This window comes from Pseudomonas sp. BF-RE-22 (genome assembly GCF_019956155.1).
Taxonomy (GTDB): domain Bacteria; phylum Pseudomonadota; class Gammaproteobacteria; order Pseudomonadales; family Pseudomonadaceae; genus Aquipseudomonas; species Aquipseudomonas migulae.
In genome coordinates this window covers 1-26,344 of the sequence record NZ_JAHBDD010000087.1, presented here as the reverse complement: position 1 = coordinate 26,344, position 26,344 = coordinate 1, and the positions used below count along the sequence as shown (strand labels likewise).

The window sequence follows — 26,344 nt, the reverse complement described above, 5'->3', positions numbered from 1 at the left end:
ACTTTGATAGTGCTTACCAGCTGGCTTTAACCAGACCAGGTACGTCACCACGCATTGCAGCTTCACGCAGTTTGTTACGGCCAAGGCCGAACTTGCGGTAAACGCCGTGTGGACGACCGGTCAGGCGGCAGCGGTTACGCATGCGCGAAGCGCTTGCGTCACGTGGCTGCTTTTGCAGAGCTACTGTAGCTTCCCAACGCGCTTCTGGACTTGCGTTCAGATCAACGATGATTGCTTTCAGTGCTGCACGCTTTTTGGCGTACTTGGCAACCGTGAGCTGACGCTTCAGCTCGCGGTTTTTCATGCTCATCTTGGCCATTTTCCTACTCCAATCAGTTGCGGAACGGGAATTTGAAAGCACGCAACAGGGCGCGACCTTCATCATCGTTCTTGGCAGTGGTGGTCAGGGTAATGTCCAGACCGCGGAGAGCATCGATCTTGTCGTAGTCGATTTCCGGGAAGATGATCTGCTCTTTAACGCCCATGCTGTAGTTACCACGACCATCGAAGGACTTGGCATTCAGGCCGCGGAAGTCGCGAACCCGAGGCAGGGAGATCGACAGCAGACGATCCAGGAACTCGTACATACGCTCACGGCGCAGGGTCACTTTGACGCCGATCGGCCAACCTTCACGGACTTTAAAGCCAGCGATGGATTTCCGAGCGTAAGTCACAACGACTTTCTGGCCGGTGATCTTTTCCAGGTCAGCAACAGCGTGCTCGATGACTTTTTTGTCACCGACTGCTTCGCCCAGACCCATGTTCAGGGTGATTTTGGTAACGCGTGGAACTTCCATCACGTTCGAAAGCTTAAGTTCTTCCTTAAGCTTCGGTGCGATTTCTTTCCAGTAAATCTCTTTTAGTCGTGCCATGGTCTCATCTACCTAGCAGTGTTCAAGCATCAACCGCTTTTTGGGTCGACTTGAAGACACGAATTTTCTTGCCGTCTTCTACTTTGAAACCAACGCGATCAGCCTTGTTGGTTTCGCCGTTGAAAATGGCTACGTTAGAAGCGTCCAGTGGAGCTTCTTTCTCGACGATACCGCCTTGTACGCCCGACATCGGGTTAGGCTTGGTATGACGCTTGACCAGGTTCAGACCACCGATAACCAGACGGTTATTAGCGAGAACCTTAAGCACCTTACCGCGCTTACCTTTGTCTTTGCCGGCGATCACGATGATCTCGTCGTCACGACGAATCTTTTGCATGTCGGATCTCCTTACAGCACTTCTGGGGCGAGCGAGACGATCTTCATGAACTTCTCAGTACGAAGTTCACGGGTCACTGGCCCAAAGATACGGGTGCCGATCGGCTCTTGCTTGTTGTTCAGAAGAACAGCAGCGTTGCCATCAAAGCGGATAATGGAGCCATCAGCACGACGAACGCCGTGACGAGTGCGGACTACAACAGCAGTCATCACTTGGCCTTTTTTCACTTTACCGCGAGGAATTGCTTCCTTCACGGTAACTTTGATGATGTCACCGATACCAGCGTAACGACGATGGGAGCCACCCAGCACCTTGATGCACATAACGCGGCGAGCGCCGCTGTTATCGGCCACATCGAGCATGGATTGAGTCTGAATCATATAATTTCTCCGACCCCTAGTCCTTAGACTTCCACAGCGCGTTCGAGAACATCAACCAGCGCCCAAGACTTGGTCTTGGCCAAAGGACGAGTTTCACGAATAGTGACTTTGTCGCCGATGTGGCACTGATTGGTTTCGTCGTGCGCGTGCAGCTTAGTCGAACGCTTAACGTATTTACCGTAGATCGGGTGCTTAACGCGACGCTCGATCAGAACGGTGATGGTCTTGTCCATTTTGTCGCTGACAACACGGCCAGTCAGCGTACGGACGGTTTTTTCGGCTTCAGCCATGATTACTTACCTGCCTGCTGTTTGAGCACAGTCTTCACGCGAGCGATGTCACGCTTAACTTGCCGGAGCAGGTGAGACTGCCCCAACTGGCCAGTTGCTTTCTGCATGCGCAGATTGAACTGGTCGCGCAGCAGGCCGAGCAGTTGCTCGTTAAGCTGCGGCGCGTCTTTTTCACGAAGTTCGTTCGCTTTCATCACATCACCGTCCGTTTAACGAAGGCAGTGGCGAGCGGCAGCTTTGCAGCAGCCAGGGCAAATGCCTCACGCGCCAGCTCTTCAGAAACACCCTCGATTTCATACAGGACTTTGCCTGGCTGAATCTGGGCAACCCAGTATTCCACGCTACCTTTACCTTTACCCATCCGAACTTCGAGTGGCTTCTTGGAAATAGGCTTGTCCGGGAACACACGGATCCAGATCTTGCCGCCACGTTTAACGTGACGGGTCAGTGCACGACGCGCTGACTCGATCTGACGAGCGGTGAGACGACCACGAGCTACAGACTTCAGCGCGAACTCGCCGAAGCTGACTTTGCTACCGCGCAATGCCAGGCCACGGTTGTGACCAGTCATCTGCTTGCGGAACTTCGTACGCTTTGGTTGCAACATTTGGCGTACCCCTTACTTAGCAGCTTTTTTACGAGGCGCTGGTGCTTGTGGTTTCAGTTCTTCTTGGCGACCACCAATTACTTCGCCTTTGAAGATCCAAACCTTTACACCGATCACACCGTAAGTGGTGTGAGCTTCGTAGTTGGCATAGTCGATGTCGGCACGCAGGGTGTGCAGTGGCACACGACCTTCGCGATACCATTCAGTACGTGCGATTTCAGCACCGCCGAGACGACCGCTCACTTGGATTTTGATGCCTTTGGCACCAATGCGCATGGCGTTCTGTACAGCGCGCTTCATAGCGCGACGGAACATTACGCGACGCTCCAGCTGCTGAGCTACGCTCTGCGCAACCAACATACCGTCGAGTTCCGGCTTGCGGATTTCTTCGATATTGATGTGCACAGGCACACCCATTTGCTTGGTCAGGTCCTGACGCAGTTTCTCAACATCTTCACCTTTCTTCCCGATAACGATACCTGGACGAGCGGTGTGGATGGTGATACGTGCAGTTTGGGCCGGACGATGGATATCGATACGGCTTACGGACGCGCTTTTTAGTTTGTCTTGGAGATACTCACGCACCTTCAGATCAGCGAACAAATAGTCCGCATAAGTCCGACCGTCTGCGTACCAGACGGAGGTGTGCTCCTTGACGATTCCCAGGCGAATGCCAATGGGATGTACTTTCTGACCCATCTCTTCGACTCCGTTACTTGTCAGCAACCTTGACAGTGATATGGCAAGACCGCTTGACGATGCGATCAGCACGGCCTTTGGCACGTGGCATGATTCGCTTCAGCGAACGCCCTTCGTTGACGAAAACGGTGCTGACTTTAAGGTCATCAACGTCTGCGCCTTCGTTATGCTCGGCGTTGGCTACGGCCGACTCCAGCACTTTCTTCATGATCTCGGCGGCTTTCTTACTGCTGAAAGCCAACAAGTTGAGCGCTTCGCCCACCTTCTTCCCGCGGATCTGGTCGGCGACCAAGCGGGCTTTCTGGGCGGAGATTCGAGCGCCCGACAACTTAGCGGCTACTTCCATTTCCTAACCCCTTAACGCTTGGCTTTCTTGTCAGCCACGTGCCCACGATAAGTGCGGGTACCGGCGAACTCGCCCAGTTTGTGGCCGACCATGTCTTCGTTCACGAGAACTGGAACATGTTGACGACCGTTGTGTACTGCGATGGTCAGACCGACCATTTGTGGCAGGATCATCGAACGGCGCGACCAGGTTTTAACTGGTTTGCGATCGTTCTTTTCCGCCGCCACTTCGATCTTCTTCAGTAGGTGAAGATCGATAAAAGGACCTTTTTTCAGAGAACGTGGCACTGTCGTATCCCTCTATTTACTTGCGACGACGGACGATCATTTTGTCGGTACGCTTATTACCACGAGTCTTCGCGCCCTTAGTCGGGAAGCCCCATGGCGATACCGGATGACGACCACCAGAGGTACGACCTTCACCACCACCATGTGGGTGGTCAACCGGGTTCATGGCAACACCACGAACGGTTGGGCGAACGCCACGCCAGCGTTTGGCACCAGCTTTACCCAGCGAACGCAGGCTGTGCTCGGAGTTCGAGACTTCACCCAGGGTCGCGCGGCATTCAGCCAGCACTTTACGCATCTCACCAGAACGCAGACGCAGGGTCACATAGACACCTTCACGAGCGATCAGCTGAGCCGAAGCACCAGCGGAACGAGCGATTTGCGCGCCTTTACCTGGCTTCAATTCGATGCCGTGTACGGTACTACCAACTGGAATGCTGCGCAGTTGCAACTGGTTGCCCGGCTTGATCGGAGCCAAAGCACCCGAAATCAGCTGGTCACCAGCGTTCACGCCTTTAGGGGCGATGATGTAACGGCGTTCGCCGTCTGCGTACAACATAAGAGCAATGTGAGCAGTACGGTTTGGATCGTATTCGATACGCTCGACAGTGGCTGGAATGCCATCTTTGTCGTTGCGACGGAAATCGACCAGACGATAATGCTGCTTATGGCCACCACCGATGTGACGAGTGGTAATACGACCATTGTTGTTACGACCACCAGACTTCGATTTCTTCTCGAGCAGCGGTGCGTGAGGAGCGCCTTTATGCAGCTCCTGGTTGACCACCTTGACCACATGACGGCGGCCAGGGGAAGTCGGTTTGCATTTAACGATTGCCATGATGCACCCCTTCCTTACTCAGCACTGCTGCTGAAATCGAGATCTTGGCCTGGCTGAAGGGAGATAACTGCCTTCTTCCAGTCATTACGCTTGCCCAGACCGCGAGCAGTACGCTTGCTCTTACCCAGAACATTCAGGGTAGTAACACGCTCTACTTTCACGCTGAACAGGCTTTCGACGGCCTTCTTGATTTCCAGCTTGGTTGCATCAGTAGCAACCTTGAAAACGAACTGACCTTTCTTGTCTGCCAGAACCGTAGCCTTCTCGGAAACGTGCGGGCCAAGCAGAACTTTAAATACGCGTTCCTGGTTCATCCCAGCAGCTCCTCGAATTTCTTCACGGCCGACACGGTGATCAACACCTTGTCGTATGCGATCAGACTAACTGGATCGGAACCTTGCACATCACGTACATCTACGTGCGGCAGGTTGCGAGCAGCCAGGTACAGGTTCTGATCAACAGCGTCCGACACGATCAGAACGTCGGTCAGGCTCATGTTGTTCAGCTTGCCCAGCAGGTCTTTGGTTTTCGGAGTTTCAACTGCGAAATCCTGAACCACGACCAGACGATCAGTACGCACCAGCTCAGCAAGGATGGAACGCATTGCTGCGCGATACATCTTCTTGTTCAGCTTCTGGGAGTGATCCTGAGGACGAGCTGCGAAAGTGGTACCGCCGCCACGCCAGATTGGGCTACGGATAGTACCGGCACGAGCACGGCCAGTACCTTTCTGACGCCATGGGCGCTTACCGCCACCACGAACGTCGGAACGGGTCTTTTGCTGCTTGCTACCTTGACGGCCGCCGGCCATGTAGGCCACGACTGCTTGGTGAACCAGCGTCTCGTTGAATTCGCCGCCAAATGTCAGTTCGGAAACTTCGATCGCTTGAGCGTCATTTACATTTAATTGCATGTCAGCTTCCCCTTAACCGCGAGCCTTGGCTGCTGGACGTACAACCAAGTTGCCGCCAGTAGCGCCAGGAACAGCGCCCTTGACCAACAACAGATTGCGTTCAGCGTCCACGCGCACTACTTCGAGGGACTGCACGGTCACGCGCTCAGCGCCCATATGACCGGACATTTTTTTGCCCTTGAATACACGACCAGGAGTCTGGCACTGGCCGATAGAGCCTGGAACGCGGTGGGACACGGAGTTACCGTGGGTATTATCTTGCCCGCGGAAGTTCCAACGCTTGATCGTACCCTGGAAGCCTTTACCTTTGGACTGACCGGTTACATCAACCAGTTGACCAGCGGCGAAGATTTCAGCGTTGATCAGATCGCCGGCCTGGTACTCGCCTTCTTCAAGACGGAATTCCATTACGGTACGACCAGCGGCAACGTTCGCTTTAGCGAAGTGGCCAGCCTGAGCAGCTGTAACACGCGAAGCACGACGCTCGCCTACAGTGACTTGCACTGCACGATAGCCATCGGTCTCTTCAGTTTTGAACTGGGTGACGCGATTCGGCTCGATCTCAATGACCGTGACCGGAATGGAGACACCTTCTTCGGTGAAAATACGGGTCATACCGCATTTACGACCGACTACACCAATAGTCATGTTGTAAACCTCATGAGTGTACGGGGCTTTCACCCGCTATGGCCGCCCATTTCAGAGCGTTACACGACTAAGACCGAGTCTTAGCCGAGGCTGATCTGCACTTCCACACCGGCCGCAAGATCAAGCTTCATAAGAGCATCAACGGTTTTATCCGTTGGCTGGACGATGTCCAGAACGCGCTTATGAGTACGGATCTCGTACTGGTCACGCGCGTCTTTGTTGACGTGCGGGGAGACCAGAACGGTGAACCGCTCTTTACGGGTAGGCAGTGGAATTGGACCACGCACTTGAGCACCAGTACGTTTCGCGGTTTCCACGATTTCCTGGGTGGATTGGTCGATCAGGCGATGGTCAAAAGCCTTCAACCTGATACGGATTTGCTGATTTTGCATTGGATTTCAGACTCCGGCTGCTATTCCCACCGGGCGCAATACGCCCGTTAAAAGGAGGCGCAATTCTATAGACGCCCCAGATAGGTGTCAACCCAATAAAAAAGCCCCCGCTAAGCGGGGGCTTTTTCAACTCATCAAAGCTTACTCAAAAAGAGCTTACTCGATGATTTTGGCTACGACGCCAGCGCCGACGGTACGACCGCCTTCACGGATAGCGAAACGCAGACCGTCTTCCATTGCGATGGTTTTGATCAGGGTAACAGTCATCTGAATGTTGTCACCTGGCATTACCATTTCAACGCCTTCTGGCAGCTCGCAGTTACCAGTCACGTCAGTAGTACGGAAGTAGAACTGTGGACGGTAGCCTTTGAAGAACGGAGTATGACGACCGCCTTCTTCCTTGCTCAGAACGTAAACTTCTGCGGTGAACTTGGTGTGCGGCTTAACCGAACCCGGCTTAACCAGAACCTGGCCACGCTCAACGTCGTCACGCTTGGTACCACGCAGCAGAACGCCGCAGTTCTCGCCAGCACGACCTTCGTCGAGCAGCTTGCGGAACATTTCAACACCGGTGCAGGTGGTGACGGTGGTGTCACGCAGACCAACGATTTCCAGTGGATCCTGAACGCGAACGATACCGCGCTCGATACGACCAGTCACAACAGTACCACGACCCGAGATCGAGAATACGTCTTCGATTGGCATCAGGAACGGCTTGTCGGTCAGACGAACTGGCTCTGGGATGTAGCTGTCCAGAGTTTCAACCAGTTTACGAACGGCAGTGGTGCCCATTTCGTTTTCGTCGTTGCCTTCCAGAGCCATACGAGCAGAACCGATGATGATCGGAGTGTCGTCACCTGGGAAGTCGTAAGTGCTGAGCAGGTCGCGAACTTCCATCTCAACCAGTTCCAGCAGCTCTGCGTCGTCTACCAGGTCAGCCTTGTTCAGGAAAACCACGATGTACGGAACGCCTACCTGACGGGACAGCAGGATGTGCTCACGGGTTTGTGGCATCGGACCATCAGCGGCCGAGCAAACCAGGATAGCGCCGTCCATCTGAGCAGCACCGGTGATCATGTTCTTCACATAGTCAGCGTGACCTGGGCAGTCAACGTGAGCGTAGTGACGGATCAGCGAGTTGTATTCAACGTGCGCGGTGTTGATGGTGATACCACGAGCTTTCTCTTCTGGTGCGCTGTCGATCTTGTCGAAGTCAACACGAGCCGAACCGAAAACTTCGGAGCAGACGCGAGTCAGAGCAGCAGTCAGAGTGGTTTTACCGTGGTCAACGTGACCGATGGTGCCAACGTTGACGTGCGGAAGGGAACGATCAAATTTTTCTTTAGCCACGACAATTAACTCCTAGCCTAAAGGACTGAATCAGCCTTGTTTTTTGGTTACAGTTTCGACGATGTGCGACGGAGCTGTATTGTATTTTTTGAATTCCATAGAGTAGCTTGCGCGACCTTGGGACATGGAACGAACGTCGGTCGCATAACCGAACATCTCGCCCAACGGAACCTCGGCACGAATTACTTTACCGGAAACCGTATCTTCCATACCCAGGATCATGCCGCGACGACGGTTAAGGTCGCCCATCACGTCACCCATATAGTCTTCAGGTGTAACAACCTCTACAGCCATGATCGGCTCAAGCAACTCACCACCGCCCTTCTGGGCCAGTTGCTTGGTCGCCATGGAAGCAGCCACCTTAAACGCCATCTCGTTCGAGTCGACGTCATGGTAGGAACCATCAAACACGGTAGCCTTCAGGCCGATCAGCGGATAGCCGGCAACAACGCCGTTCTTCATCTGCTCTTCGATACCCTTCTGGATAGCCGGGATGTATTCCTTAGGAACCACACCACCCACTACTTCGTTCAGGAATTGCAGACCTTCCTGACCTTCGTCAGCAGGAGCAAAACGAATCCAGCAATGACCGAACTGGCCACGACCGCCGGACTGACGAACGAACTTGCCTTCAATTTCGCAGCTCTTCGTGATGCGCTCACGGTACGAAACTTGAGGCTTACCGATGTTGGCTTCGACGTTGAACTCACGGCGCATCCGGTCAACCAGGATGTCCAGGTGCAACTCGCCCATGCCGGAGATGATCGTTTGACCAGTCTCTTCATCAGTCTTGACGCGGAAAGACGGGTCTTCCTGAGCAAGTTTGCCCAGAGCGATACCCATTTTTTCCTGGTCGTCCTTGGTCTTAGGCTCTACGGCAACCGAAATAACCGGCTCCGGGAAGTCCATGCGAACCAGGATGATTGGCTTGTCAGCGTTGCACAAAGTCTCACCAGTGGTGACGTCCTTCATGCCGATCAAGGCCGCGATGTCACCAGCGCGAACTTCCTTGATCTCTTCGCGGGCGTTTGCGTGCATTTGCACCATACGACCCACACGCTCTTTCTTGCCTTTAACCGAGTTGATCACGCCGTCGCCGGAGGCCAACACGCCCGAGTAAACTCGAACAAAGGTCAAGGTACCCACGAATGGGTCGGTAGCGATCTTGAACGCCAGAGCCGAGAACGGCTCGCTGTCGTCTGCGTGACGCTCCATTTCCTTGGTCTCGTCATCCGGGTCAGTACCCTTGATGGCAGGAATGTCGGTAGGAGCAGGCAGGTAGTCGATAACGGCGTCGAGAACCAGGGGAACGCCCTTGTTCTTGAAGGAAGAACCGCAAACAGCCAGAACGATCTCGCCAGCAATAGTACGCTGACGCAGAGCGGCCTTGATTTCCGCGTTGGTGAGTTCTTCACCTTCGAGGTACTTGTTCATCAGCTCTTCGCTGGCTTCGGCCGCAGCTTCAATCATGTTGCTGCGCCACTCGTCAGCCAATTCCTGCAATTCAGCAGGGATAGGCTCGCGACGTGGAGTCATGCCTTTGTCAGCGTCATTCCAGTAAACAGCTTCCATGGACATCAGATCGATCTGACCCTGGAAGTTGTCTTCGGAACCGATAGCCAACTGGATTGGCACCGGAGTGTGACCCAGACGCTGCTTGATCTGACCGATCACGCGCAGGAAGTTTGCACCAGCACGGTCCATCTTGTTTACGTAAACAAGACGTGGAACGCCGTACTTGTTGGCCTGACGCCATACGGTTTCCGACTGAGGCTCAACACCCGAGGTACCGCAGAACACAACGACCGCGCCGTCGAGAACACGCAGGGAACGTTCAACTTCAATAGTGAAGTCAACGTGACCCGGGGTGTCGATGACGTTGAAGCGATACTGATCTTTGTGCTGCTTCTCGGAACCCTGCCAGAAGGCGGTAATAGCAGCAGAAGTAATGGTAATACCACGCTCCTGCTCCTGCACCATCCAGTCTGTGGTCGCGGCGCCGTCATGCACCTCGCCCATTTTGTGACTTTTGCCAGTGTAAAAAAGGACGCGCTCGGTGGTGGTGGTTTTACCAGCATCCACGTGAGCAACGATACCAATGTTACGGTAGCGATTAATCGGTGTAGTACGAGCCATAAAGCCCTCGCAAAATTAGTGACGCTAAAATTAGAAGCGGTAGTGCGAGAAAGCCTTGTTGGCTTCAGCCATACGGTGCACGTCTTCACGCTTCTTAACTGCAGCACCTTTGCCTTCAGCAGCGTCCAACAGTTCGCCAGCCAAACGCAGAGCCATAGACTTCTCGCCGCGCTTACGGGCGAAGTCTACCAACCAGCGCATTGCCAGAGCGTTACGACGGGACGGACGAACTTCGACCGGAACCTGGTAAGTAGCACCGCCTACACGGCGCGACTTTACTTCGACCAGCGGAGCGATGGCGTCGAGAGCTTTCTCGAAGATTTCCAGGGGGTCGCTGTTCTTGCGTTCTTTAACCTTCTCCAGCGCGCCATAAACGATACGCTCGGCAACGGCTTTCTTGCCGCTTTCCATCACGTGGTTCATGAACTTGGCCAGGATTTGGCTTCCGTATTTTGGATCGTCAAGCACTTCGCGCTTGGCTGCTACGCGTCTTCTTGGCATGGATAAGCCCTCAAACGGTCTTCAGGTTCGCTCGGAATCAGTGCCCTTTCGGGACGCCTCCGACCTTACTCTTATCGACTCAGAAAAATAGATGATTCAGTTTTTACAAAAAGCCACTACTACTTAGGCTTCTTGGTACCGTACTTCGAACGACCTTGGTTACGACCTTTAACGCCGGAAGTATCCAAAGAGCCGCGAACGGTGTGGTAACGAACACCTGGCAAGTCTTTTACACGACCGCCGCGGATCAGTACCACGCTGTGCTCTTGCAGGTTGTGGCCTTCACCGCCGATGTACGAGGAAACCTCGAAACCGTTGGTCAGACGCACACGGCATACTTTACGCAGTGCCGAGTTAGGTTTTTTCGGCGTGGTGGTATACACACGGGTGCATACGCCACGACGTTGCGGGCAGTTCTGCAGCGCAGGCACGTCGGATTTCTCGACGATACGCTTACGCGGCTGACGTACCAGCTGGTTGATAGTTGCCATCTACTAGCTCCACTGTTGTCTTGCGACGCTATTGTCTTGCAAGAAAAGCAAAATGGCAGGAACGAATTCCCGCCAAATTTAGGGGTACAAGAGTCTAAAGAGGATCTTGCCCCCAGTCAAGACAAGGCCCCGACCTTCCCGCTTATCCAACCTCGACAAAATGTCTTGATTCGATGAACGGAACGATCAGGGCCTTGGCTCATTTATCGCAGAACTCAGTTACCGCTCGAGTTCAGCGCTTCGGTCAGTGCAGCTTCCACTTCACTGGCGCTTACGCGCAACGGTTTGTCAGCATCACGACGGCGCTTACGCTCGCTGTGATAAGCCAGACCGGTACCAGCCGGGATCAGACGACCCACGACCACGTTTTCTTTCAGGCCGCGCAGGTAATCGCGCTTGCCGGTTACCGCCGCTTCGGTCAGTACGCGGGTGGTTTCCTGGAAGGAAGCCGCCGAGATGAACGATTCGGTGGACAACGACGCCTTGGTGATACCCAGCAGCACGCGAGTGAACTTGGAAACGAATTTCTCGTCGTTCGCCAGGCGCTCGTTCTCTACCAATACGTGAGTCAATTCCATCTGGTCGCCCTTGATGAAACTGGAATCGCCGGATTCAGCGATTTCAACTTTACGCAGCATCTGACGCAGGATGGTCTCGATGTGCTTGTCGTTGATCTTCACGCCTTGCAGACGGTAAACGTCCTGGATCTCGTTCACGATGTACTTGGCCAGCGCACTTACACCCAGCAGACGCAGGATGTCGTGTGGATCGCTCGGGCCGTCGGAGATAACTTCGCCGCGGTTTACCTGTTCGCCTTCGAAGACGTTCAGGTGACGCCACTTCGGAATCAGCTCTTCGTACGGATCGCTACCGTCGTTCGGAGTGATGACCAGACGGCGTTTGCCTTTGGTCTCTTTACCGAACGCGATGGTGCCGCTGACTTCAGCCAGAATCGAGGCTTCTTTCGGACGACGGGCTTCGAACAAGTCGGCAACACGCGGCAGACCACCGGTGATGTCACGGGTCTTCGAAGTCTCTTGCGGAATACGAGCGATAACATCACCGATCGCGATTTTCGCACCGTCCGCAACACCGACCAGGGCGTTGGCTGGCAGGAAGTACTGAGCGATAACGTCAGTGCCTGGCAGCAACAGATCCTTGCCGTTGTCATCAACCATCTTCACAGCAGGACGGATATCTTTACCGGCAGCTGGACGGTCTTTGGCGTCGAGAACTTCAATGTTGGTCATACCGGTCAATTCGTCAGTCTGACGCTTGATCGTGATGCCTTCTTCCATGCCCACGTAGGTCACGGTACCTTTCATTTCGGTAACGATTGGGTGAGTGTGCGGATCCCACTTGGCCACGATTGCGCCAGCGTCGACCTTGTCACCTTCTTTAACCGAAATCACAGCACCGTACGGCAGCTTGTAACGCTCGCGCTCACGACCGAAGTCATCAGCGATTGCCAGCTCACCGGAACGGGACACAGCAACCAGGCAACCATCCACTCGCTCAACGTGCTTCAGGTTGTGCAGACGGACGGTACCGCCATTCTTCACCTGAACGCTGTCAGCTGCGGAGGTCCGGCTTGCCGCACCACCGATGTGGAACGTACGCATGGTCAGCTGGGTACCCGGCTCACCGATGGACTGGGCAGCGATAACGCCGACCGCTTCACCGATGTTCACCTGGTGACCACGAGCCAAGTCACGGCCGTAGCACTTGGCGCAAATGCCATAGCGAGTTTCGCAGCTGATCGGCGAACGCACGATGACTTCGTCGATGCTGTTCAGCTCGATGAACTCGACCCACTTCTCGTCTACCAGAGTGCCGGCAGGAACGATAACTTCCTCGGTACCTGGCTTGAATACGTCACGGGCAATGACACGACCCAATACGCGCTCACCCAACGGCTCAACAACGTCACCGCCTTCAATGTGCGGAGTCATTACCAGGCCATGTTCGGTGCCGCAATCGATCTCGGTCACAACCAGATCCTGCGCCACGTCTACCAGACGACGAGTCAGGTAACCGGAGTTCGCAGTTTTCAACGCGGTATCCGCCAAACCTTTACGAGCACCGTGAGTCGAGATGAAGTACTGAAGTACGCTCAAACCTTCACGGAAGTTCGCAGTAATCGGCGTTTCGATGATGGAGCCGTCCGGCTTGGCCATCAGGCCACGCATACCGGCGAGCTGACGGATCTGCGCAGCAGAACCCCGTGCGCCCGAGTCGGCCATCATGTACATCGAGTTGAAGGACTCTTGGTCGACTTCGACGCCATGACGGTCGATGACTTTCTCTTTCGAGAGGTTGGCCATCATCGCCTTGGAAACTTCGTCGTTCGCCTTGGACCAAAGGTCGATCACTTTGTTGTACTTCTCGCCCTGGGTTACCAGGCCGGAGGCGTACTGACTTTCGATCTCTTTCACTTCGTCGGTAGCAGCACCGATGATGCGGGCTTTTTCATCCGGGATAACGAAGTCGTTAACACCGATGGAAACGCCGGAAATAGTCGAATAGGCAAAACCGGTGTACATCAACTGGTCAGCGAAGATCACGGTCTCTTTCAAACCAACCACGCGGTAGCACTGGTTGATCAGCTTGGAGATCGCCTTTTTCTTCATCGGCAGGTTGACGACGTCGTACGACAGACCTTTTGGTACAACCTGGAACAACAGCGCACGGCCGACAGTGGTGTCGACGATACGAGTGTTGGTCACGCTGCCGCCATCACGGTCATTGACGGTTTCGTTGATCCGCACTTTGACTTTTGCGTGCAGCGCGGCTTCGCCGGCACGGAACACACGGTCAACTTCCTGCAGATCCGCGAACACACGACCTTCGCCCTTGGCGTTGATCGCTTCACGAGTCATGTAGTACAGACCCAATACAACGTCCTGCGACGGAACGATGATTGGCTCACCGTTGGCTGGCGACAGAATGTTGTTGGTCGACATCATCAACGCACGCGCTTCCAACTGGGCTTCCAGTGTCAGCGGTACGTGCACGGCCATTTGGTCGCCGTCGAAGTCGGCGTTGTACGCAGCACAGACCAGAGGGTGCAGCTGGATAGCCTTACCTTCGATCAGAACTGGTTCAAACGCCTGGATACCCAGACGGTGAAGGGTCGGTGCACGGTTGAGAAGCACTGGGTGTTCGCGGATAACTTCAGCGAGAACGTCCCAAACTTCCGGCAGCTCGCGCTCAACCATCTTCTTCGCAGCTTTGATGGTGGTAGCGAGACCACGCATTTCCAGCTTGCCGAAAATGAACGGCTTGAACAGCTCGAGAGCCATTTTCTTCGGCAGACCGCACTGGTGCAGACGCAGGGTCGGACCTACGGTAATTACCGAACGACCCGAGTAGTCAACACGCTTACCGAGCAAGTTCTGACGGAAACGACCTTGCTTACCCTTGATCATGTCAGCCAGGGATTTCAGAGGACGCTTGTTGGAACCGGTGATAGCGCGACCACGACGACCGTTGTCGAGCAGTGCATCGACGGCTTCCTGCAACATACGCTTTTCGTTGCGCACGATGATGTCCGGAGCGGACAGATCGAGCAGACGCTTCAAGCGGTTGTTACGGTTGATCACTCGACGATACAGATCGTTGAGGTCGGAAGTCGCGAAGCGACCGCCATCCAGCGGGACCAGTGGACGCAGATCTGGCGGCAGAACCGGCAGAACGGTCAGCACCATCCATTCTGGAAGGTTGCCGGAACCCTGGAAGGCTTCCATCAACTTCAGACGCTTGGACAGCTTCTTGATTTTGGTTTCGGAGTTGGTTTGCGGAATTTCTTCACGCAGACGGCCAATCTCGTGTTCCAGGTCGATAGCGTGCAGCAGTTCGCGGACAGCTTCGGCACCCATGCGGGCATCGAAATCGTCGCCGAACTCTTCCAGCGCTTCAAAGTACTGCTCATCGTTCAGCAGCTGACCTTTTTCAAGGGTGGTCATGCCTGGATCGATAACGACATAGCTCTCGAAATAGAGAACGCGTTCGATATCACGCAGGGTCATGTCCATCAGCAAGCCGATACGCGACGGCAGCGATTTCAAGAACCAGATGTGGGCAACTGGCGAGGCCAGTTCGATGTGCGCCATGCGCTCACGACGAACTTTAGCCAGCGCGACTTCAACGCCGCACTTCTCGCAGATCACACCACGGTGCTTCAAGCGCTTGTACTTACCGCACAGGCACTCGTAATCCTTTACCGGGCCAAATATCTTGGCGCAGAACAGGCCGTCACGCTCAGGTTTGAACGTACGGTAGTTGATGGTTTCCGGCTTTTTAACTTCACCGAACGACCACGAACGGATCATCTCAGGCGATGCCAATCCAATACGGATGGCATCGAACTCTTCGACTTGACCCTGGTTTTTCAGCAAATTCAGTAGGTCTTTCAAGGCCTTTCCTCCTGGCGGAGCAGAGAGCGGGCAATCCTGCCCCGCTCTCGATTCGCGTCACGTGTTATTCGGTTTCCAGATCGATATCGATGCCGAGGGAACGAATTTCCTTGATCAACACGTTGAAGGACTCGGGCATGCCCGGCTCCATACGGTGATCGCCATCCACGATGTTTTTGTACATCTTGGTACGGCCGTTCACATCGTCCGACTTCACTGTGAGCATTTCTTGCAGAGTGTAAGCGGCACCGTATGCCTCCAGTGCCCAGACCTCCATCTCCCCGAAACGCTGACCACCGAACTGTGCCTTACCACCCAGCGGCTGCTGGGTAACCAGGCTGTACGAACCGGTAGAACGAGCGTGCATCTTGTCGTCTACCAAGTGGTTCAGCTTCAGCATGTACATGTAGCCAACAGTAACCGGGCGCTCGAACTTGTTGCCGGTACGGCCGTCGGTCAGCTGCATCTGGCCGCTTTCTGGCAGGTCTGCCAGTTTCAGCATGGCCTTGATTTCGCTTTCCTTGGCGCCGTCGAACACTGGAGTGGCCATTGGAACGCCGCCACGCAGGTTCTTCGCCAGATCCAGGATTTCCTGATCGGAGAAGCTATCCAGATCTTCGTTACGACCGCCGATCTCGTTGTAGATCTCGTGCAGGAACTTGCGAAGCTCGGCGACTTTGCGCTGCTCTTCGATCATCCGGTTGATCTTCTCGCCCAGACCTTTGGCCGCGAGGCCCAGGTGGGTTTCAAGGATCTGACCAACGTTCATACGCGAAGGTACGCCCAACGGGTTGAGGACGACGTCGACCGGGGTGCCATTGGCATCGTGCGGCATGTCTTCAACCGGCATGATCACGGAGACCACACCTTTGTTACCGTGACGACCGGCCATCTTGTCGCCCGGCTGGATGCGGCGACGGATTGCCAGGTAAACCTTGACGATTTTCAGCACGCCTGGAGCCAGGTCATCGCCCTGCTGCAGTTTGCGCTTCTTGTCTTCGAACTTGTCGTCCAGCAGACGGCGGCGATCAACGATGTAGGCCTGAGCCTTCTCGAGCTGCTCGTTCAGAGCATCTTCAGCCATGCGCAGTTTGAACCACTGACCATGCTCAAGACCGTCGAGAACTTCGTCGGTGATGTCCTGACCTTTCTTCAGACCAGCGCCGCCTTCGGCTTTATGGCCGACCAGAGCGGAACGCAGACGTTCGAAAGTGGCGCCTTCAACGATACGGAACTCTTCGTTCAGATCCTTGCGGATCTCGTCGAGCTGAGTCTTCTCGATCGACAGTGCACGAGCATCACGCTCAACGCCGTCGCGGGTGAAGACCTGTACGTCGATGACAGTACCCTTGGTACCGGTAGGTACACGCAGGGAGGTGTCTTTAACGTCGCTGGCTTTTTCACCGAAGATGGCACGCAGCAGCTTCTCTTCCGGAGTCAGTTGAGTCTCGCCTTTCGGAGTGACCTTACCGACCAGAATGTCGCCTGCGCCAACTTCAGCACCTACGTAAACGATACCGGCTTCGTCCAGTTTGTTCAGTGCAGCTTCACCCACGTTAGGGATGTCTGCAGTGATTTCCTCAGGCCCAAGCTTGGTGTCACGTGCCACACAGGTCAGTTCCTGAATGTGGATCGTGGTGAAGCGATCTTCCTGAACAACACGCTCGGACAGGCAGATGGAGTCTTCGAAGTTGAAGCCGTTCCATGCCATGAACGCGATGCGCATGTTCTGACCCAGAGCCAGCTCACCCATGTCGGTGGACGGGCCGTCGGCCATGATGTCGCTGCGCTGGACCCGATCACCTTTACGCACCAGCGGACGCTGGTTGATGCAGGTGTTCTGGTTAGAGCGGGTGTATTTGGTCAGGTTGTAGATGTCGACACCAGCTTCGCCGGTTTCAACTTCGTCATCAGCAACACGAACCACGATACGGCTGGCGTCCACGGAATCGATAACGCCACCACGACGAGCCACGACGCAAACGCCGGAGTCACGAGCTACGTTACGCTCCATGCCGGTACCGACCAGCGGCTTGTCAGCGCGCAGGGTTGGTACAGCTTGACGCTGCATGTTCGAACCCATCAACGCACGGTTGGCGTCGTCGTGCTCGAGGAACGGGATCAGCGACGCTGCAACCGAAACTACCTGCTTCGGCGATACGTCCATCAAGGTGACGTCTTCCGGCGCCTTGACGGTGAACTCGTTCAAGTGACGAACAGCTACCAGCTCGTCGATCAGGACTTTCTTGTCGTTCATCGTGGCCGAAGCCTGAGCGATCACATGATCAGCTTCTTCGATGGCGGACAGGAACACGATCTCGTCGGTGACCAGAGCGTCTTTCACCACACGGTACGGGCTCTCGAGGAAGCCGTACTGGTTGGTGCGCGCATAGGCGGCCAGGGAGTTGATCAGACCGATGTTCGGACCTTCCGGCGTTTCGATCGGGCATACACGACCGTAGTGAGTCGGGTGTACGTCACGAACTTCAAAGCCGGCACGCTCACGAGTCAAACCGCCAGGGCCGAGTGCTGACACACGACGCTTGTGGGTGATCTCGGACAGCGGGTTGTTCTGGTCCATGAACTGAGACAGCTGGCTGGAACCGAAGAACTCTTTCACCGCCGCAGCCACTGGCTTGGCGTTAATCAGGTCTTGCGGCATCAGGCCTTCGCTTTCAGCCATCGACAGACGCTCTTTGACCGCACGCTCAACACGTACCAGGCCAACGCGGAACTGGTTCTCGGCCATTTCGCCTACGCAGCGAACACGACGGTTACCCAAGTGGTCGATGTCATCGACGATGCCTTTACCGTTACGGATGTCGACCAGAGTCTTCAGAACCGCGACGATGTCTTCTTTGCACAACACGCCCGAACCTTCGATTTCGGTACGACCGATACGACGGTTGAACTTCATCCGGCCGACCGCAGACAGGTCATAGCGCTCAGGGCTGAAGAACAGGTTGTTGAACAGAGTCTCGGCAGCGTCTTTGGTTGGCGGCTCGCCTGGACGCATCATGCGATAGATCTCGACCAGCGCTTCCAATTGGTTGCTGGTGGAGTCGATCTTCAGGGTGTCGGAGACGAACGGACCGCAGTCGATATCGTTGGTGTACAGAGTTTCGATGCGGACAACTTGAGCCTTGGCGATTTTCGCCAGGATCTCGGTGTTCAGCTCGGTGTTGCACTCCGCCAGGATTTCGCCGGTTGCCGGATGCACGATGACCTTGGCGGTAGTGCGACCCAGGACGTAGTCCAGAGGCACTTGCAGCTCTTTGATCCCGGCTTTTTCCAGCTGGTTGATGTGGCGAGCGGTGATACGACGACCTTGCTCGACAATAACCTTGCCTTTGTCATCCAGGATATCCAGGACAGCAATTTCACCACGCAGGCGCTGAGGCACCAGTTCCAGGCTGAGGTTTTCACCTTGCACGTGGAAGACGTTGGTGGTGTAGAACGCGTCGAGCACTTCTTCAGTGGTATAGCCGAGCGCGCGCAGCAGTACCGATGCAGGCAGCTTGCGACGACGGTCGATACGCACGAACACGCAGTCTTTCGGATCGAACTCGAAGTCCAACCACGAACCGCGGTAAGGAATGATGCGCGCGGAGTACAGCAGTTTGCCGGAGCTGTGCGTCTTGCCACGGTCGTGGTCGAAGAACACGCCCGGGGAACGGTGCAGCTGGGAAACGATTACACGCTCGGTACCGTTGATTACGAAGGTACCGTTCTCAGTCATCAGGGGGATTTCACCCATGTAGACTTCTTGCTCTTTGATGTCCTTGATCGCTTTGTTCGACGATTCTTTGTCGAAAATGATCAGGCGCACTTTTACCCGCAAAGGTACGGCGTAAGTTACACCGCGCAATACGCATTCTTTGACATCAAATGCCGGTTCGCCCAGGCGATAACCGACGTACTCCAGCGCAGCATTGCCGGAGTAGCTGATGATCGGGAAAACGGATTTGAAGGCCGCATGCAGGCCCACGTCGCGGAACTGATCTTTAGTCGCTCCCGCTTGCAAGAATTCACGATACGAATCCAGCTGGATGGCCAGGAGGTACGGCACATCCATGACGTCCGGCAACTTGCTAAAGTCCTTGCGGATACGTTTTTTCTCAGTATATGAGTAAGCCATCAGCGTTCCCCAGCTTGGTCACCTGCTTGTTTGGCCCCTCCCGACGGGAGCAGCCAGAAAATCGTGCAAACCCCATGGTTTGCGCCACCGCATCGGGTGGTTACAACTCGTTATCAGCACCGACCCAGTCGGCTGCCAATAACGGAAAAAGGCCGGTGGCAAGAGCCACCAGCCATCAGCCTTTCGCTTAACGCTCGGGCTGGAGGAGCAAAGTCGATGCTTACTTCAGCTCGACTTTAGCGCCTGCTTCTTCCAGTACTGCTTTGGCTTTGTCAGCTGCGTCTTTGGCAACAGCTTCCAGAACCATGGCAGGAGCGCCGTCAACTACAGCCTTGGCTTCTTTCAGGCCCAGACCGGTCAGTTCACGTACAGCCTTGATCACGTTAACTTTCTTCTCGCCAGCTTCGGTCAGCATGACGTTGAATTCAGTTTGCTCTTCAACAACAGCGGCAGCAGCAGCTGGACCAGCCGATGCAGCAGCAGCGGTAACACCGAATTTTTCTTCGAAAGCTTTGATCAGCTCAACAACTTCCATTACGGACATGTTGCCAACTGCTTCAAGGATATCGTTCTGAGAGATAGACATGAATCTAATTCCTGATATTGGGGACGGCCTACGCGACCATCGAAAAAAACAAAAAACGCGAGAAGCTGACGAGCCTTAGGCTGCAGCGGCTTCTTTCTGGTCGCGAATTGCCGCCAGAGTACGAGCCAATTTGCTGGTAGCGCCTTGAATCACGCTCATCAGCTGAGAAATTGCTTCGTCACGGGTCGGCAGAGTTGCCAGTACGTCGATTTGGTTAGCTGCGAGGAACTTGCCCTCGAACGCAGCTGCCTTGATCTCGAACTTGTCCTGACCCTTTGCGAACTCTTTGAAGATCCGGGCAGCAGCGCCTGGATGTTCTTTGGAGAAGGCAATCAGGGTAGGGCCAGTGAACGTGTCGTTGAGAACACTGAATTCAGTGTCAGCAACGGCGCGCTTGAGCAGGGTGTTACGTACAACACGTACGTAAACGCCAGCTTCACGAGCCTCTTTACGGAGTCCGGTCATTGCGCCTACTGTTACGCCACGGGCATCAGCCACGACAGCGGACAGAGCGACTTTGGCAGCCTCGTTGACTTCAGCGACGATGGCCTTCTTGTCTTCGAGTTTAATTGCCACGGGTTTAACTCCTGCTTGTTACCGTTTCATCTGGTCGAAACCGGATGTCGTTTTGGTGTCTGATTCGGTAAGGAACCGGGAGCACCATCTGCGTAGGCTTGTGGTTTAAGACTTGCGTCGCCTACGGTCTTGGATAGCCCCCGCCAGGCAGGGACCCCAATCTTTCAATTGGCGTAATCGCTTACGCCAACTTTTGTCTTAAGCGTCGAGCGAGCTTTGGTCGATGACCAGACCTGGGCCCATAGTGGTGCTCAGGGTAACGCGCTTGACGTAAATGCCTTTCGAGGAAGCTGGCTTGATACGCTTCAGATCAGCGATCAGGGCTTCAACGTTTTCCTTCAGCTTGACGGCGTCGAAGCCGATCTTGCCAACGGAAGTGTGGATGATGCCGTTTTTGTCGGTGCGATAACGAACCTGACCAGCCTTGGCGTTTTTAACCGCGGTAGCTACGTCTGGAGTTACGGTGCCGACTTTAGGGTTAGGCATCAGGCCACGTGGACCGAGGATCTGACCCAACTGGCCTACAACGCGCATTGCATCCGGGGATGCGATAACTACGTCATAGTTCAGGTCGCCGCCTTTCATTTCGGCAGCCAGGTCGTCCATACCTACACGGTCAGCGCCGGCAGCCAGAGCGGCCTCAGCAGCTGGACCCTGGGTGAACACAGCAACGCGAACAGTCTTGCCAGTACCGTGCGGCAGCACAGTAGCGCTACGAACGACCTGGTCGGATTTACGCGGGTCAACACCCAGGTTCACAGCAACGTCGAACGACTCGCTGAACTTGACAGTTGACAGCTCAGCCAGCAGAGCAGCAGCGTCTACAAAGTTGTAGGACTTGCCTGCTTCGATTTTGCCGGCGATAGCCTTTTGACGCTTGGTCAACTTAGCCATTACACACCCTCCACGTTAAGGCCCATGCTACGAGCAGAACCGGCGATGGTACGCACGGCTGCTTCCATATCAGCTGCAGTCAGATCCGCGTTTTTAACTTTCGCGATTTCTTCCAGCTGAGCACGAGTCACAGTGCCAACCTTAACGGTGTTCGGACGAGCGGAACCGCTAGTCAGACCAGCCGCCTTCTTCAGCAGAACCGAAGCAGGGGTGGATTTGGTTTCGAAAGTGAAGCTACGGTCGCTGTAGACAGTGATGATCACTGGAGTCGGCAGACCCGGCTCAATACCCTGAGTACGGGCGTTGAAAGCCTTGCAGAATTCCATGATGTTCACGCCGTGCTGACCCAGAGCAGGACCAACAGGTGGGCTTGGGTTAGCCTGAGCGGCCTTCACTTGCAGCTTGATGTAAGCGGTAATCTTCTTGGCCATGAGGCACTCCAATTACGGGTTCGAACGCCTCGAAAGGCTCCCCGGTTACTTGCGCGTTTATCCCAGTGACGACAAAACCCCACAGCCTAGGGCTGCGGGGTTGGGATGCTTGCTCAGCTAGACTTTTTCGACCTGGCTGAACTCTAGCTCTACCGGAGTAGAGCGACCGAAAATGAGCACTGCCACTTGGATCCGGCTCTTTTCGTAGTTAACTTCTTCAACCGTGCCGGTAAAGTCGGCAAACGGCCCGTCATTGACACGCACCGACTCGCCAGGCTCGAACAACGTCTTCGGCTTCGGCTTATCGCTACCATCAGCGACACGACGCAGAATCGCTTCTGCCTCTTTGTCTGTGATTGGTGCTGGCTTATCAGCGGTACCGCCGATGAAACCCATCACCCGAGGAGTATCCTTGACCAAGTGCCAAGTACCCTCATTCATGTCCATCTGAACCAGCACATAACCTGGGAAGAACTTACGCTCGCTTTTGCGTTTCTGGCCATTACGCATTTCAACCACTTCTTCAGTGGGAACCAGAATTTCGCCAAAGCCATCTTCCATGCCAGCCAGCTTTACGCGCTCTACTAACGAGCGCATGACATGCTTCTCGTAACCGGAGTAAGCATGCACAACGTACCAACGCTTAGCCACGGGACACCCTTAGCCGACAATCAAGGAAACAAGCCAGCCGAGCAGGGAATCAAGACCCCACAACAGCAACGCCATAACCAACACAACAGCGACAACGATCAACGTGGTCTGCGTGGTTTCTTGGCGAGTTGGCCATACGACTTTACGAATCTCGGTGCGAGCTTCCTTAACCAGTACGAAGAAAGACTTGCCCTTGACTGTTTGCAGGCCTACGAAGGCAGCCACAGCGGCGATGACAAGCAATGCAAGTACGCGGTACAGGATCGGCGAAGCAGAGTAATACTGATTACCAACAACGCCAACAACCACCAAAGCGACTACTACTAGCCACTTGAGCAGATCGAAGCGAGAGCCTTGAGCTTCAGCTTTAGGAGTCATCTATGAAGATCCTGTGAAAAGAAAGCCAGACACACCAAGTGAATCTGGCAGGTCAGGAGGGAATCGAACCCCCAACCTACGGTTTTGGAGACCGTCGCTCTGCCAATTGAGCTACTGACCTAAAACAAAATCAGGCCGACCATTATGCCGACCCGAAAAAGACATTACAACACCTTACTCGACAGCCTCGACCCTAAGGCCAAAGCCACCCGCGCAACCAGCCAACAAAAAACAACAAGGCCTGATCGCAACCCTTAAAACAAAGGCAGATATTTTCATATCTGCCTTGTTATATGGAGCTCTTGAGCGGATTTGAACCGCTGACCTCACCCTTACCAAGGGTGTGCTCTACCAACTGAGCTACAAGAGCGTAACACTTTGCAGGACCTGCAAACTTGGAGCGGGTAGCGGGAATCGAACCCGCATCATCAGCTTGGAAGGCTGAGGTTCTACCACTAAACTATACCCGCGAGGCTTGCAGCTCTCGCTAAAAATGGTGGAGGGGGAAGGATTCGAACCTTCGAAGTCGTAGACGTCAGATTTACAGTCTGATCCCTTTGGCCGCTCGGGAACCCCTCCTAAGCGAGCCGGCATTCTATATCATGCCAGCCTTCTGTCAAGCATTTTCTCATTAAAAACCTGAGGTTAGCTGCGTTGACATCGCTTCGCTGCGTTTGCCGTTAAAGGCGTTCACTGCGAAGCGGGCGCCATTCTATTCAAACTATTCAGCCGGTGCAACCCCCTCACACGGCATTATTTTATGTTTTAACTCATTGAATTCTCTAGAAAGGTTTTGCAGCTGAACCTCACCCAGCCAACGCCGGCTTTCAGGGGCGATCCGAACCCAATAACCCGCGAATTCAAGATGATCCTTTGGCAGGAGCTGATACTTGATTTCCATGCCATTCAAGCGCCGTTCAACTGCCTGAACCGCTTCTTGACGAACAAAACCACCCAAGTACAAACAACTATTGTCCGGCAGAGCAGCCTTCCCCTTATCAAGGACCGGATCAGCCGCCTCGCTCAACAAGCGAATATCCTGCTGCCCTCCCCTATACAAACTGAGAGGAGTGACATCCTTCGCGCGCAGAGGAGCCTCTTGTTGGTGCCAGATGTAATAGAACACATTCAGAACAAGCAGCAGCAGAAACAACCAACGCATAAGAACCTCAGGACAAAGGACATGCCATAGCCAAACCCACAAATACCAGGTCCGGAACCACTCTAGCCTCTGGCACAATCTCAGAAACCAACCCGGCATCCCCACCGGTCAGAAACACGGAGAAATCCGCCCCCCAGTAGCTACGCGCAAGCTCCAGCTGGGTCAGAACAAAGCCTCTAAGCATCAACGAGCACCCCCGCTCAACCGCTTCGACGGTTGTGCGACCTGGAACGAGACTCTCCATGGCGCGCTCAGCTGCCAGATCCCCATAACGAATTTTACGGGTATGGGTGCGCAATTGATTTCGCATCAATGGCATTCCCGGACAAATAAACCCCCCGAGATGCTCTCCATCACCGGCGACGAAATCCGCAGTGACAGCAGTACCAAAATCAAGCACCAGACATGCACCCGACGCTAATTGGAACCCCCCAAGCATCGCCAGCCAGCGGTCGAGCCCCAGGCGTTCGAACTCTTCATAGCCATTGCGAACCCCCGACATTTCGCGAGCGGGCGCAGCGCAAACTACTGACACTCCAAAAGTGTCGGTGAGCAGAGTAATCAATGCACCGGTCTCTTCTGCCGTTCGGACACTGACCAATCGGCAAAACTTGAGGGCGAGCCCCTTGAGCGCACTCAAACTCTCCAGCAATGCAAGATTGGAGTCGACGACGCCCTCGCCAACCGTCTGGCGAGCATCAGCTTCAAGCACTCGCCACTTGATAAAACTGTTTCCGCAGTCGAGCTCAAGAATCATCACGCAACCTCAAGCTGAGCTCACCACCACTAAAGACTTTTTCCACACCACCCACCTTCAAGCGCAGAGCACCCTGACTATCAATACCCAGTACCTCGCCATCTATATGGTTAACTCCGGCGATCAACGAGACCGCCCGACCCTGCCACAGATGATTCTGCTCCCACTCAGCCTGGATAGCGGAAAATCCGCCGACTTGATGTCGACTCAAATAAACCTGGAGCATCTGCCCCAACTGCGCGACCAATTGATTGCGATCGAATGTCCGCCCTGACTCAAGCCGCAAGGACGTCCACTGCTGATCAACCTCGTCGGTCATCTGCATGTTCACATTGATCCCGACACCCAGAACTACATGGCACACATCAGCAGGATCGCCTACCAACTCAAGCAGTATCCCCGCGAGTTTTTTTTGACCAACCAGAACATCGTTGGGCCATTTCAAACCTGCATCTGATACGCCCAGCGCTCGCAAGGTTTGCAAGACAGCAAGTCCAACAACAAGGCTCAAGCCTTCCAACTGGCGCATGCCCCCCTCAATACGCAACACCAGACTGTAATAGATATTTTCCGCGAAAGGACTCGCCCACTTACGCCCACGGCGCCCACGGCCGGACGTCTGCCGCTCGGCGAGCACAAGAAATGGCGCTACCTGACCGCGCTCTATTGCACGCAGCGCCTCGGCGTTAGTGGAGTCAATTGAATCGAAAACCAGAATGGGCCAATCACAAGAAGGCGCCTGCTCTGCTATTGCGACAGAGTCGAGCAATGTCAACGGCGAGGCCAATTGATAACCACGCCCCCGCACCTTGTGGATGGACAAGCCAAGCTCAGCCTCGAGAAGCTGAAGCTGCTTCCACACAGCACTGCGACTGACACCTAAAGCGGTGCCCAGGGCCTGGCCTGAATGGAATCGGCCATCCTTAAGAAGCTTTAACAACGTCAGCATGCAAGTCCCGCCTCACAATGAGGCCCGCATGATAGCCATGCCTTGAGCCGTTGCATAGAAACCGTACTGGGCAGATTTTCTTGCGGACAAAACAAAACCCCAACTGCTTTCGCAATTGGGGTTTCGGAATTTAATCTTGACGATGACCTACTCTCACATGGGGAAACCCCACACTACCATCGGCGATGCATCGTTTCACTGCTGAGTTCGGGATGGGATCAGGTGGTTCCAATGCTCTATGGTCGTCAAGAAATTCTTGAGCTGACGCGTCTTGCGACGTTCCAGCGAATTGGGTATGCGATAGTTTGTGTGTTGCT

30 protein-coding genes, 4 tRNA genes and 1 rRNA gene are annotated in these 26,344 nt (G+C 54.6%); all 35 read right to left on the bottom strand.

Features of this window, described 5'->3' with window-relative positions; all coding sequences use genetic code 11:
* Nucleotides 1-13 precede the first annotated feature (13 nt).
* On the bottom strand, nucleotides 14-319 hold the full coding sequence (gene rpsN / locus KGA82_RS28465) for a 30S ribosomal protein S14 (RefSeq protein WP_003176414.1): 306 nt from the start codon (nucleotides 317-319) through the stop codon (nucleotides 14-16).
* A gap of 13 nt (nucleotides 320-332) precedes the next feature.
* Complete coding sequence (rplE, locus tag KGA82_RS28460; RefSeq protein WP_003176415.1) at nucleotides 333-872, bottom strand: 50S ribosomal protein L5; 540 nt, start codon at nucleotides 870-872, stop codon at nucleotides 333-335.
* Nucleotides 873-894: 22 nt separating this feature from the next.
* Nucleotides 895-1,209, bottom strand: a complete 315-nt coding sequence (gene rplX / locus KGA82_RS28455; RefSeq protein ID WP_003176416.1) for a 50S ribosomal protein L24 — start codon at nucleotides 1,207-1,209, stop codon at nucleotides 895-897.
* 11 nt (nucleotides 1,210-1,220) lie between these two features.
* The gene (rplN, locus tag KGA82_RS28450) at nucleotides 1,221-1,589 is read right to left on the bottom strand and encodes a 50S ribosomal protein L14 (RefSeq protein ID WP_002555479.1); all 369 of its coding nucleotides are present in this window, start codon (nucleotides 1,587-1,589) and stop codon (nucleotides 1,221-1,223) included.
* A gap of 23 nt (nucleotides 1,590-1,612) precedes the next feature.
* Nucleotides 1,613-1,879, bottom strand: a complete 267-nt coding sequence (rpsQ, locus tag KGA82_RS28445) for a 30S ribosomal protein S17 (RefSeq protein WP_003176419.1) — start codon at nucleotides 1,877-1,879, stop codon at nucleotides 1,613-1,615.
* Between the two features lie 2 nt (nucleotides 1,880-1,881).
* Nucleotides 1,882-2,073, bottom strand: a complete 192-nt coding sequence (gene rpmC, locus KGA82_RS28440; protein ID WP_008030901.1) for a 50S ribosomal protein L29 — start codon at nucleotides 2,071-2,073, stop codon at nucleotides 1,882-1,884.
* Nucleotides 2,073-2,486 (bottom strand): 50S ribosomal protein L16, encoded by a 414-nt coding sequence (rplP, locus tag KGA82_RS28435; protein ID WP_008030899.1) that lies wholly within the window; start codon nucleotides 2,484-2,486, stop codon nucleotides 2,073-2,075. Before rplP ends, rpmC begins: the two co-directional genes overlap by 1 nt.
* Before the next feature lie 12 nt (nucleotides 2,487-2,498).
* Entirely contained in the window at nucleotides 2,499-3,185 is a 687-nt protein-coding gene (gene rpsC, locus KGA82_RS28430; protein WP_003176422.1) for a 30S ribosomal protein S3, read from the bottom strand.
* Between the two features lie 13 nt (nucleotides 3,186-3,198).
* Nucleotides 3,199-3,531 carry a 50S ribosomal protein L22 gene (gene rplV / locus KGA82_RS28425; protein WP_003103908.1) on the bottom strand — a complete coding sequence of 111 codons (333 nt, stop codon included), beginning with the start codon at nucleotides 3,529-3,531 and terminating at the stop codon, nucleotides 3,199-3,201.
* A gap of 11 nt (nucleotides 3,532-3,542) precedes the next feature.
* Nucleotides 3,543-3,818, bottom strand: a complete 276-nt coding sequence (gene rpsS, locus KGA82_RS28420; RefSeq protein WP_002555486.1) for a 30S ribosomal protein S19 — start codon at nucleotides 3,816-3,818, stop codon at nucleotides 3,543-3,545.
* A 16-nt stretch (nucleotides 3,819-3,834) separates the two neighbouring features.
* Nucleotides 3,835-4,659: a 50S ribosomal protein L2 gene (rplB, locus tag KGA82_RS28415; protein ID WP_008030897.1), complete on the bottom strand. Its 825-nt coding sequence runs from the start codon at nucleotides 4,657-4,659 to the stop codon at nucleotides 3,835-3,837.
* 14 nt (nucleotides 4,660-4,673) lie between these two features.
* Entirely contained in the window at nucleotides 4,674-4,973 is a 300-nt protein-coding gene (rplW, locus tag KGA82_RS28410; protein ID WP_002555488.1) for a 50S ribosomal protein L23, read from the bottom strand.
* Nucleotides 4,970-5,572, bottom strand: a complete 603-nt coding sequence (rplD, locus tag KGA82_RS28405; RefSeq protein WP_003228735.1) for a 50S ribosomal protein L4 — start codon at nucleotides 5,570-5,572, stop codon at nucleotides 4,970-4,972. Before rplD ends, rplW begins: the two co-directional genes overlap by 4 nt.
* A 12-nt stretch (nucleotides 5,573-5,584) precedes the next feature.
* On the bottom strand, nucleotides 5,585-6,220 hold the full coding sequence (gene rplC / locus KGA82_RS28400; RefSeq protein WP_003186059.1) for a 50S ribosomal protein L3: 636 nt from the start codon (nucleotides 6,218-6,220) through the stop codon (nucleotides 5,585-5,587).
* An 80-nt stretch (nucleotides 6,221-6,300) separates the two neighbouring features.
* Nucleotides 6,301-6,612 (bottom strand): 30S ribosomal protein S10, encoded by a 312-nt coding sequence (rpsJ, locus tag KGA82_RS28395; protein WP_003186070.1) that lies wholly within the window; start codon nucleotides 6,610-6,612, stop codon nucleotides 6,301-6,303.
* Between the two features lie 156 nt (nucleotides 6,613-6,768).
* Nucleotides 6,769-7,962, bottom strand: coding sequence for an elongation factor Tu (gene tuf / locus KGA82_RS28390; protein WP_008030895.1), 1,194 nt, complete (start codon nucleotides 7,960-7,962; stop codon nucleotides 6,769-6,771).
* Nucleotides 7,963-7,992: 30 nt separating this feature from the next.
* Nucleotides 7,993-10,098 (bottom strand): elongation factor G, encoded by a 2,106-nt coding sequence (gene fusA / locus KGA82_RS28385; protein WP_008030893.1) that lies wholly within the window; start codon nucleotides 10,096-10,098, stop codon nucleotides 7,993-7,995.
* A gap of 30 nt (nucleotides 10,099-10,128) precedes the next feature.
* Nucleotides 10,129-10,599, bottom strand: coding sequence for a 30S ribosomal protein S7 (gene rpsG / locus KGA82_RS28380; protein WP_002555493.1), 471 nt, complete (start codon nucleotides 10,597-10,599; stop codon nucleotides 10,129-10,131).
* Between the two features lie 119 nt (nucleotides 10,600-10,718).
* Nucleotides 10,719-11,090, bottom strand: coding sequence for a 30S ribosomal protein S12 (rpsL, locus tag KGA82_RS28375; RefSeq protein WP_002555494.1), 372 nt, complete (start codon nucleotides 11,088-11,090; stop codon nucleotides 10,719-10,721).
* A 215-nt stretch (nucleotides 11,091-11,305) separates the two neighbouring features.
* Nucleotides 11,306-15,505 carry a DNA-directed RNA polymerase subunit beta' gene (gene rpoC / locus KGA82_RS28370; protein WP_008030891.1) on the bottom strand — a complete coding sequence of 1,400 codons (4,200 nt, stop codon included), beginning with the start codon at nucleotides 15,503-15,505 and terminating at the stop codon, nucleotides 11,306-11,308.
* Between the two features lie 64 nt (nucleotides 15,506-15,569).
* Nucleotides 15,570-19,643, bottom strand: coding sequence for a DNA-directed RNA polymerase subunit beta (gene rpoB, locus KGA82_RS28365; RefSeq protein WP_008030889.1), 4,074 nt, complete (start codon nucleotides 19,641-19,643; stop codon nucleotides 15,570-15,572).
* Nucleotides 19,644-19,863: 220 nt separating this feature from the next.
* Nucleotides 19,864-20,229 carry a 50S ribosomal protein L7/L12 gene (rplL, locus tag KGA82_RS28360; protein ID WP_008030886.1) on the bottom strand — a complete coding sequence of 122 codons (366 nt, stop codon included), beginning with the start codon at nucleotides 20,227-20,229 and terminating at the stop codon, nucleotides 19,864-19,866.
* 75 nt (nucleotides 20,230-20,304) lie between these two features.
* Nucleotides 20,305-20,805, bottom strand: coding sequence for a 50S ribosomal protein L10 (rplJ, locus tag KGA82_RS28355; RefSeq protein ID WP_110755008.1), 501 nt, complete (start codon nucleotides 20,803-20,805; stop codon nucleotides 20,305-20,307).
* Nucleotides 20,806-21,003: 198 nt separating this feature from the next.
* Nucleotides 21,004-21,699, bottom strand: coding sequence for a 50S ribosomal protein L1 (gene rplA, locus KGA82_RS28350; RefSeq protein ID WP_008041297.1), 696 nt, complete (start codon nucleotides 21,697-21,699; stop codon nucleotides 21,004-21,006).
* Nucleotides 21,699-22,130 carry a 50S ribosomal protein L11 gene (rplK, locus tag KGA82_RS28345; RefSeq protein ID WP_008030880.1) on the bottom strand — a complete coding sequence of 144 codons (432 nt, stop codon included), beginning with the start codon at nucleotides 22,128-22,130 and terminating at the stop codon, nucleotides 21,699-21,701. The genes rplA and rplK overlap by 1 nt, the downstream gene beginning before the upstream one ends.
* 117 nt (nucleotides 22,131-22,247) lie before the next feature.
* Nucleotides 22,248-22,781 carry a transcription termination/antitermination protein NusG gene (gene nusG, locus KGA82_RS28340; RefSeq protein ID WP_007896622.1) on the bottom strand — a complete coding sequence of 178 codons (534 nt, stop codon included), beginning with the start codon at nucleotides 22,779-22,781 and terminating at the stop codon, nucleotides 22,248-22,250.
* A gap of 9 nt (nucleotides 22,782-22,790) precedes the next feature.
* On the bottom strand, nucleotides 22,791-23,159 hold the full coding sequence (secE, locus tag KGA82_RS28335) for a preprotein translocase subunit SecE (RefSeq protein ID WP_007896620.1): 369 nt from the start codon (nucleotides 23,157-23,159) through the stop codon (nucleotides 22,791-22,793).
* Between the two features lie 45 nt (nucleotides 23,160-23,204).
* Nucleotides 23,205-23,280, bottom strand: a tRNA-Trp gene (locus KGA82_RS28330).
* Nucleotides 23,281-23,453: 173 nt separating this feature from the next.
* Nucleotides 23,454-23,529 (bottom strand) — tRNA-Thr (locus KGA82_RS28325).
* Nucleotides 23,530-23,555: 26 nt separating this feature from the next.
* Nucleotides 23,556-23,629, bottom strand: a tRNA-Gly gene (locus KGA82_RS28320).
* A gap of 24 nt (nucleotides 23,630-23,653) precedes the next feature.
* A tRNA-Tyr gene (locus KGA82_RS28315) sits at nucleotides 23,654-23,738 on the bottom strand.
* Nucleotides 23,739-23,880: 142 nt separating this feature from the next.
* Nucleotides 23,881-24,321, bottom strand: a complete 441-nt coding sequence (locus KGA82_RS28310; RefSeq protein ID WP_008041291.1) for a hypothetical protein — start codon at nucleotides 24,319-24,321, stop codon at nucleotides 23,881-23,883.
* A 7-nt stretch (nucleotides 24,322-24,328) separates the two neighbouring features.
* Entirely contained in the window at nucleotides 24,329-25,078 is a 750-nt protein-coding gene (locus KGA82_RS28305) for a pantothenate kinase (RefSeq protein ID WP_008030876.1), read from the bottom strand.
* Nucleotides 25,068-26,027, bottom strand: coding sequence for a bifunctional biotin--[acetyl-CoA-carboxylase] ligase/biotin operon repressor BirA (gene birA, locus KGA82_RS28300; protein WP_223453240.1), 960 nt, complete (start codon nucleotides 26,025-26,027; stop codon nucleotides 25,068-25,070). The genes KGA82_RS28305 and birA overlap by 11 nt, the downstream gene beginning before the upstream one ends.
* Before the next feature lie 134 nt (nucleotides 26,028-26,161).
* Nucleotides 26,162-26,277: ribosomal RNA gene (gene rrf, locus KGA82_RS28295) — 5S ribosomal RNA — on the bottom strand.
* Nucleotides 26,278-26,344: the final 67 nt, after the last annotated feature.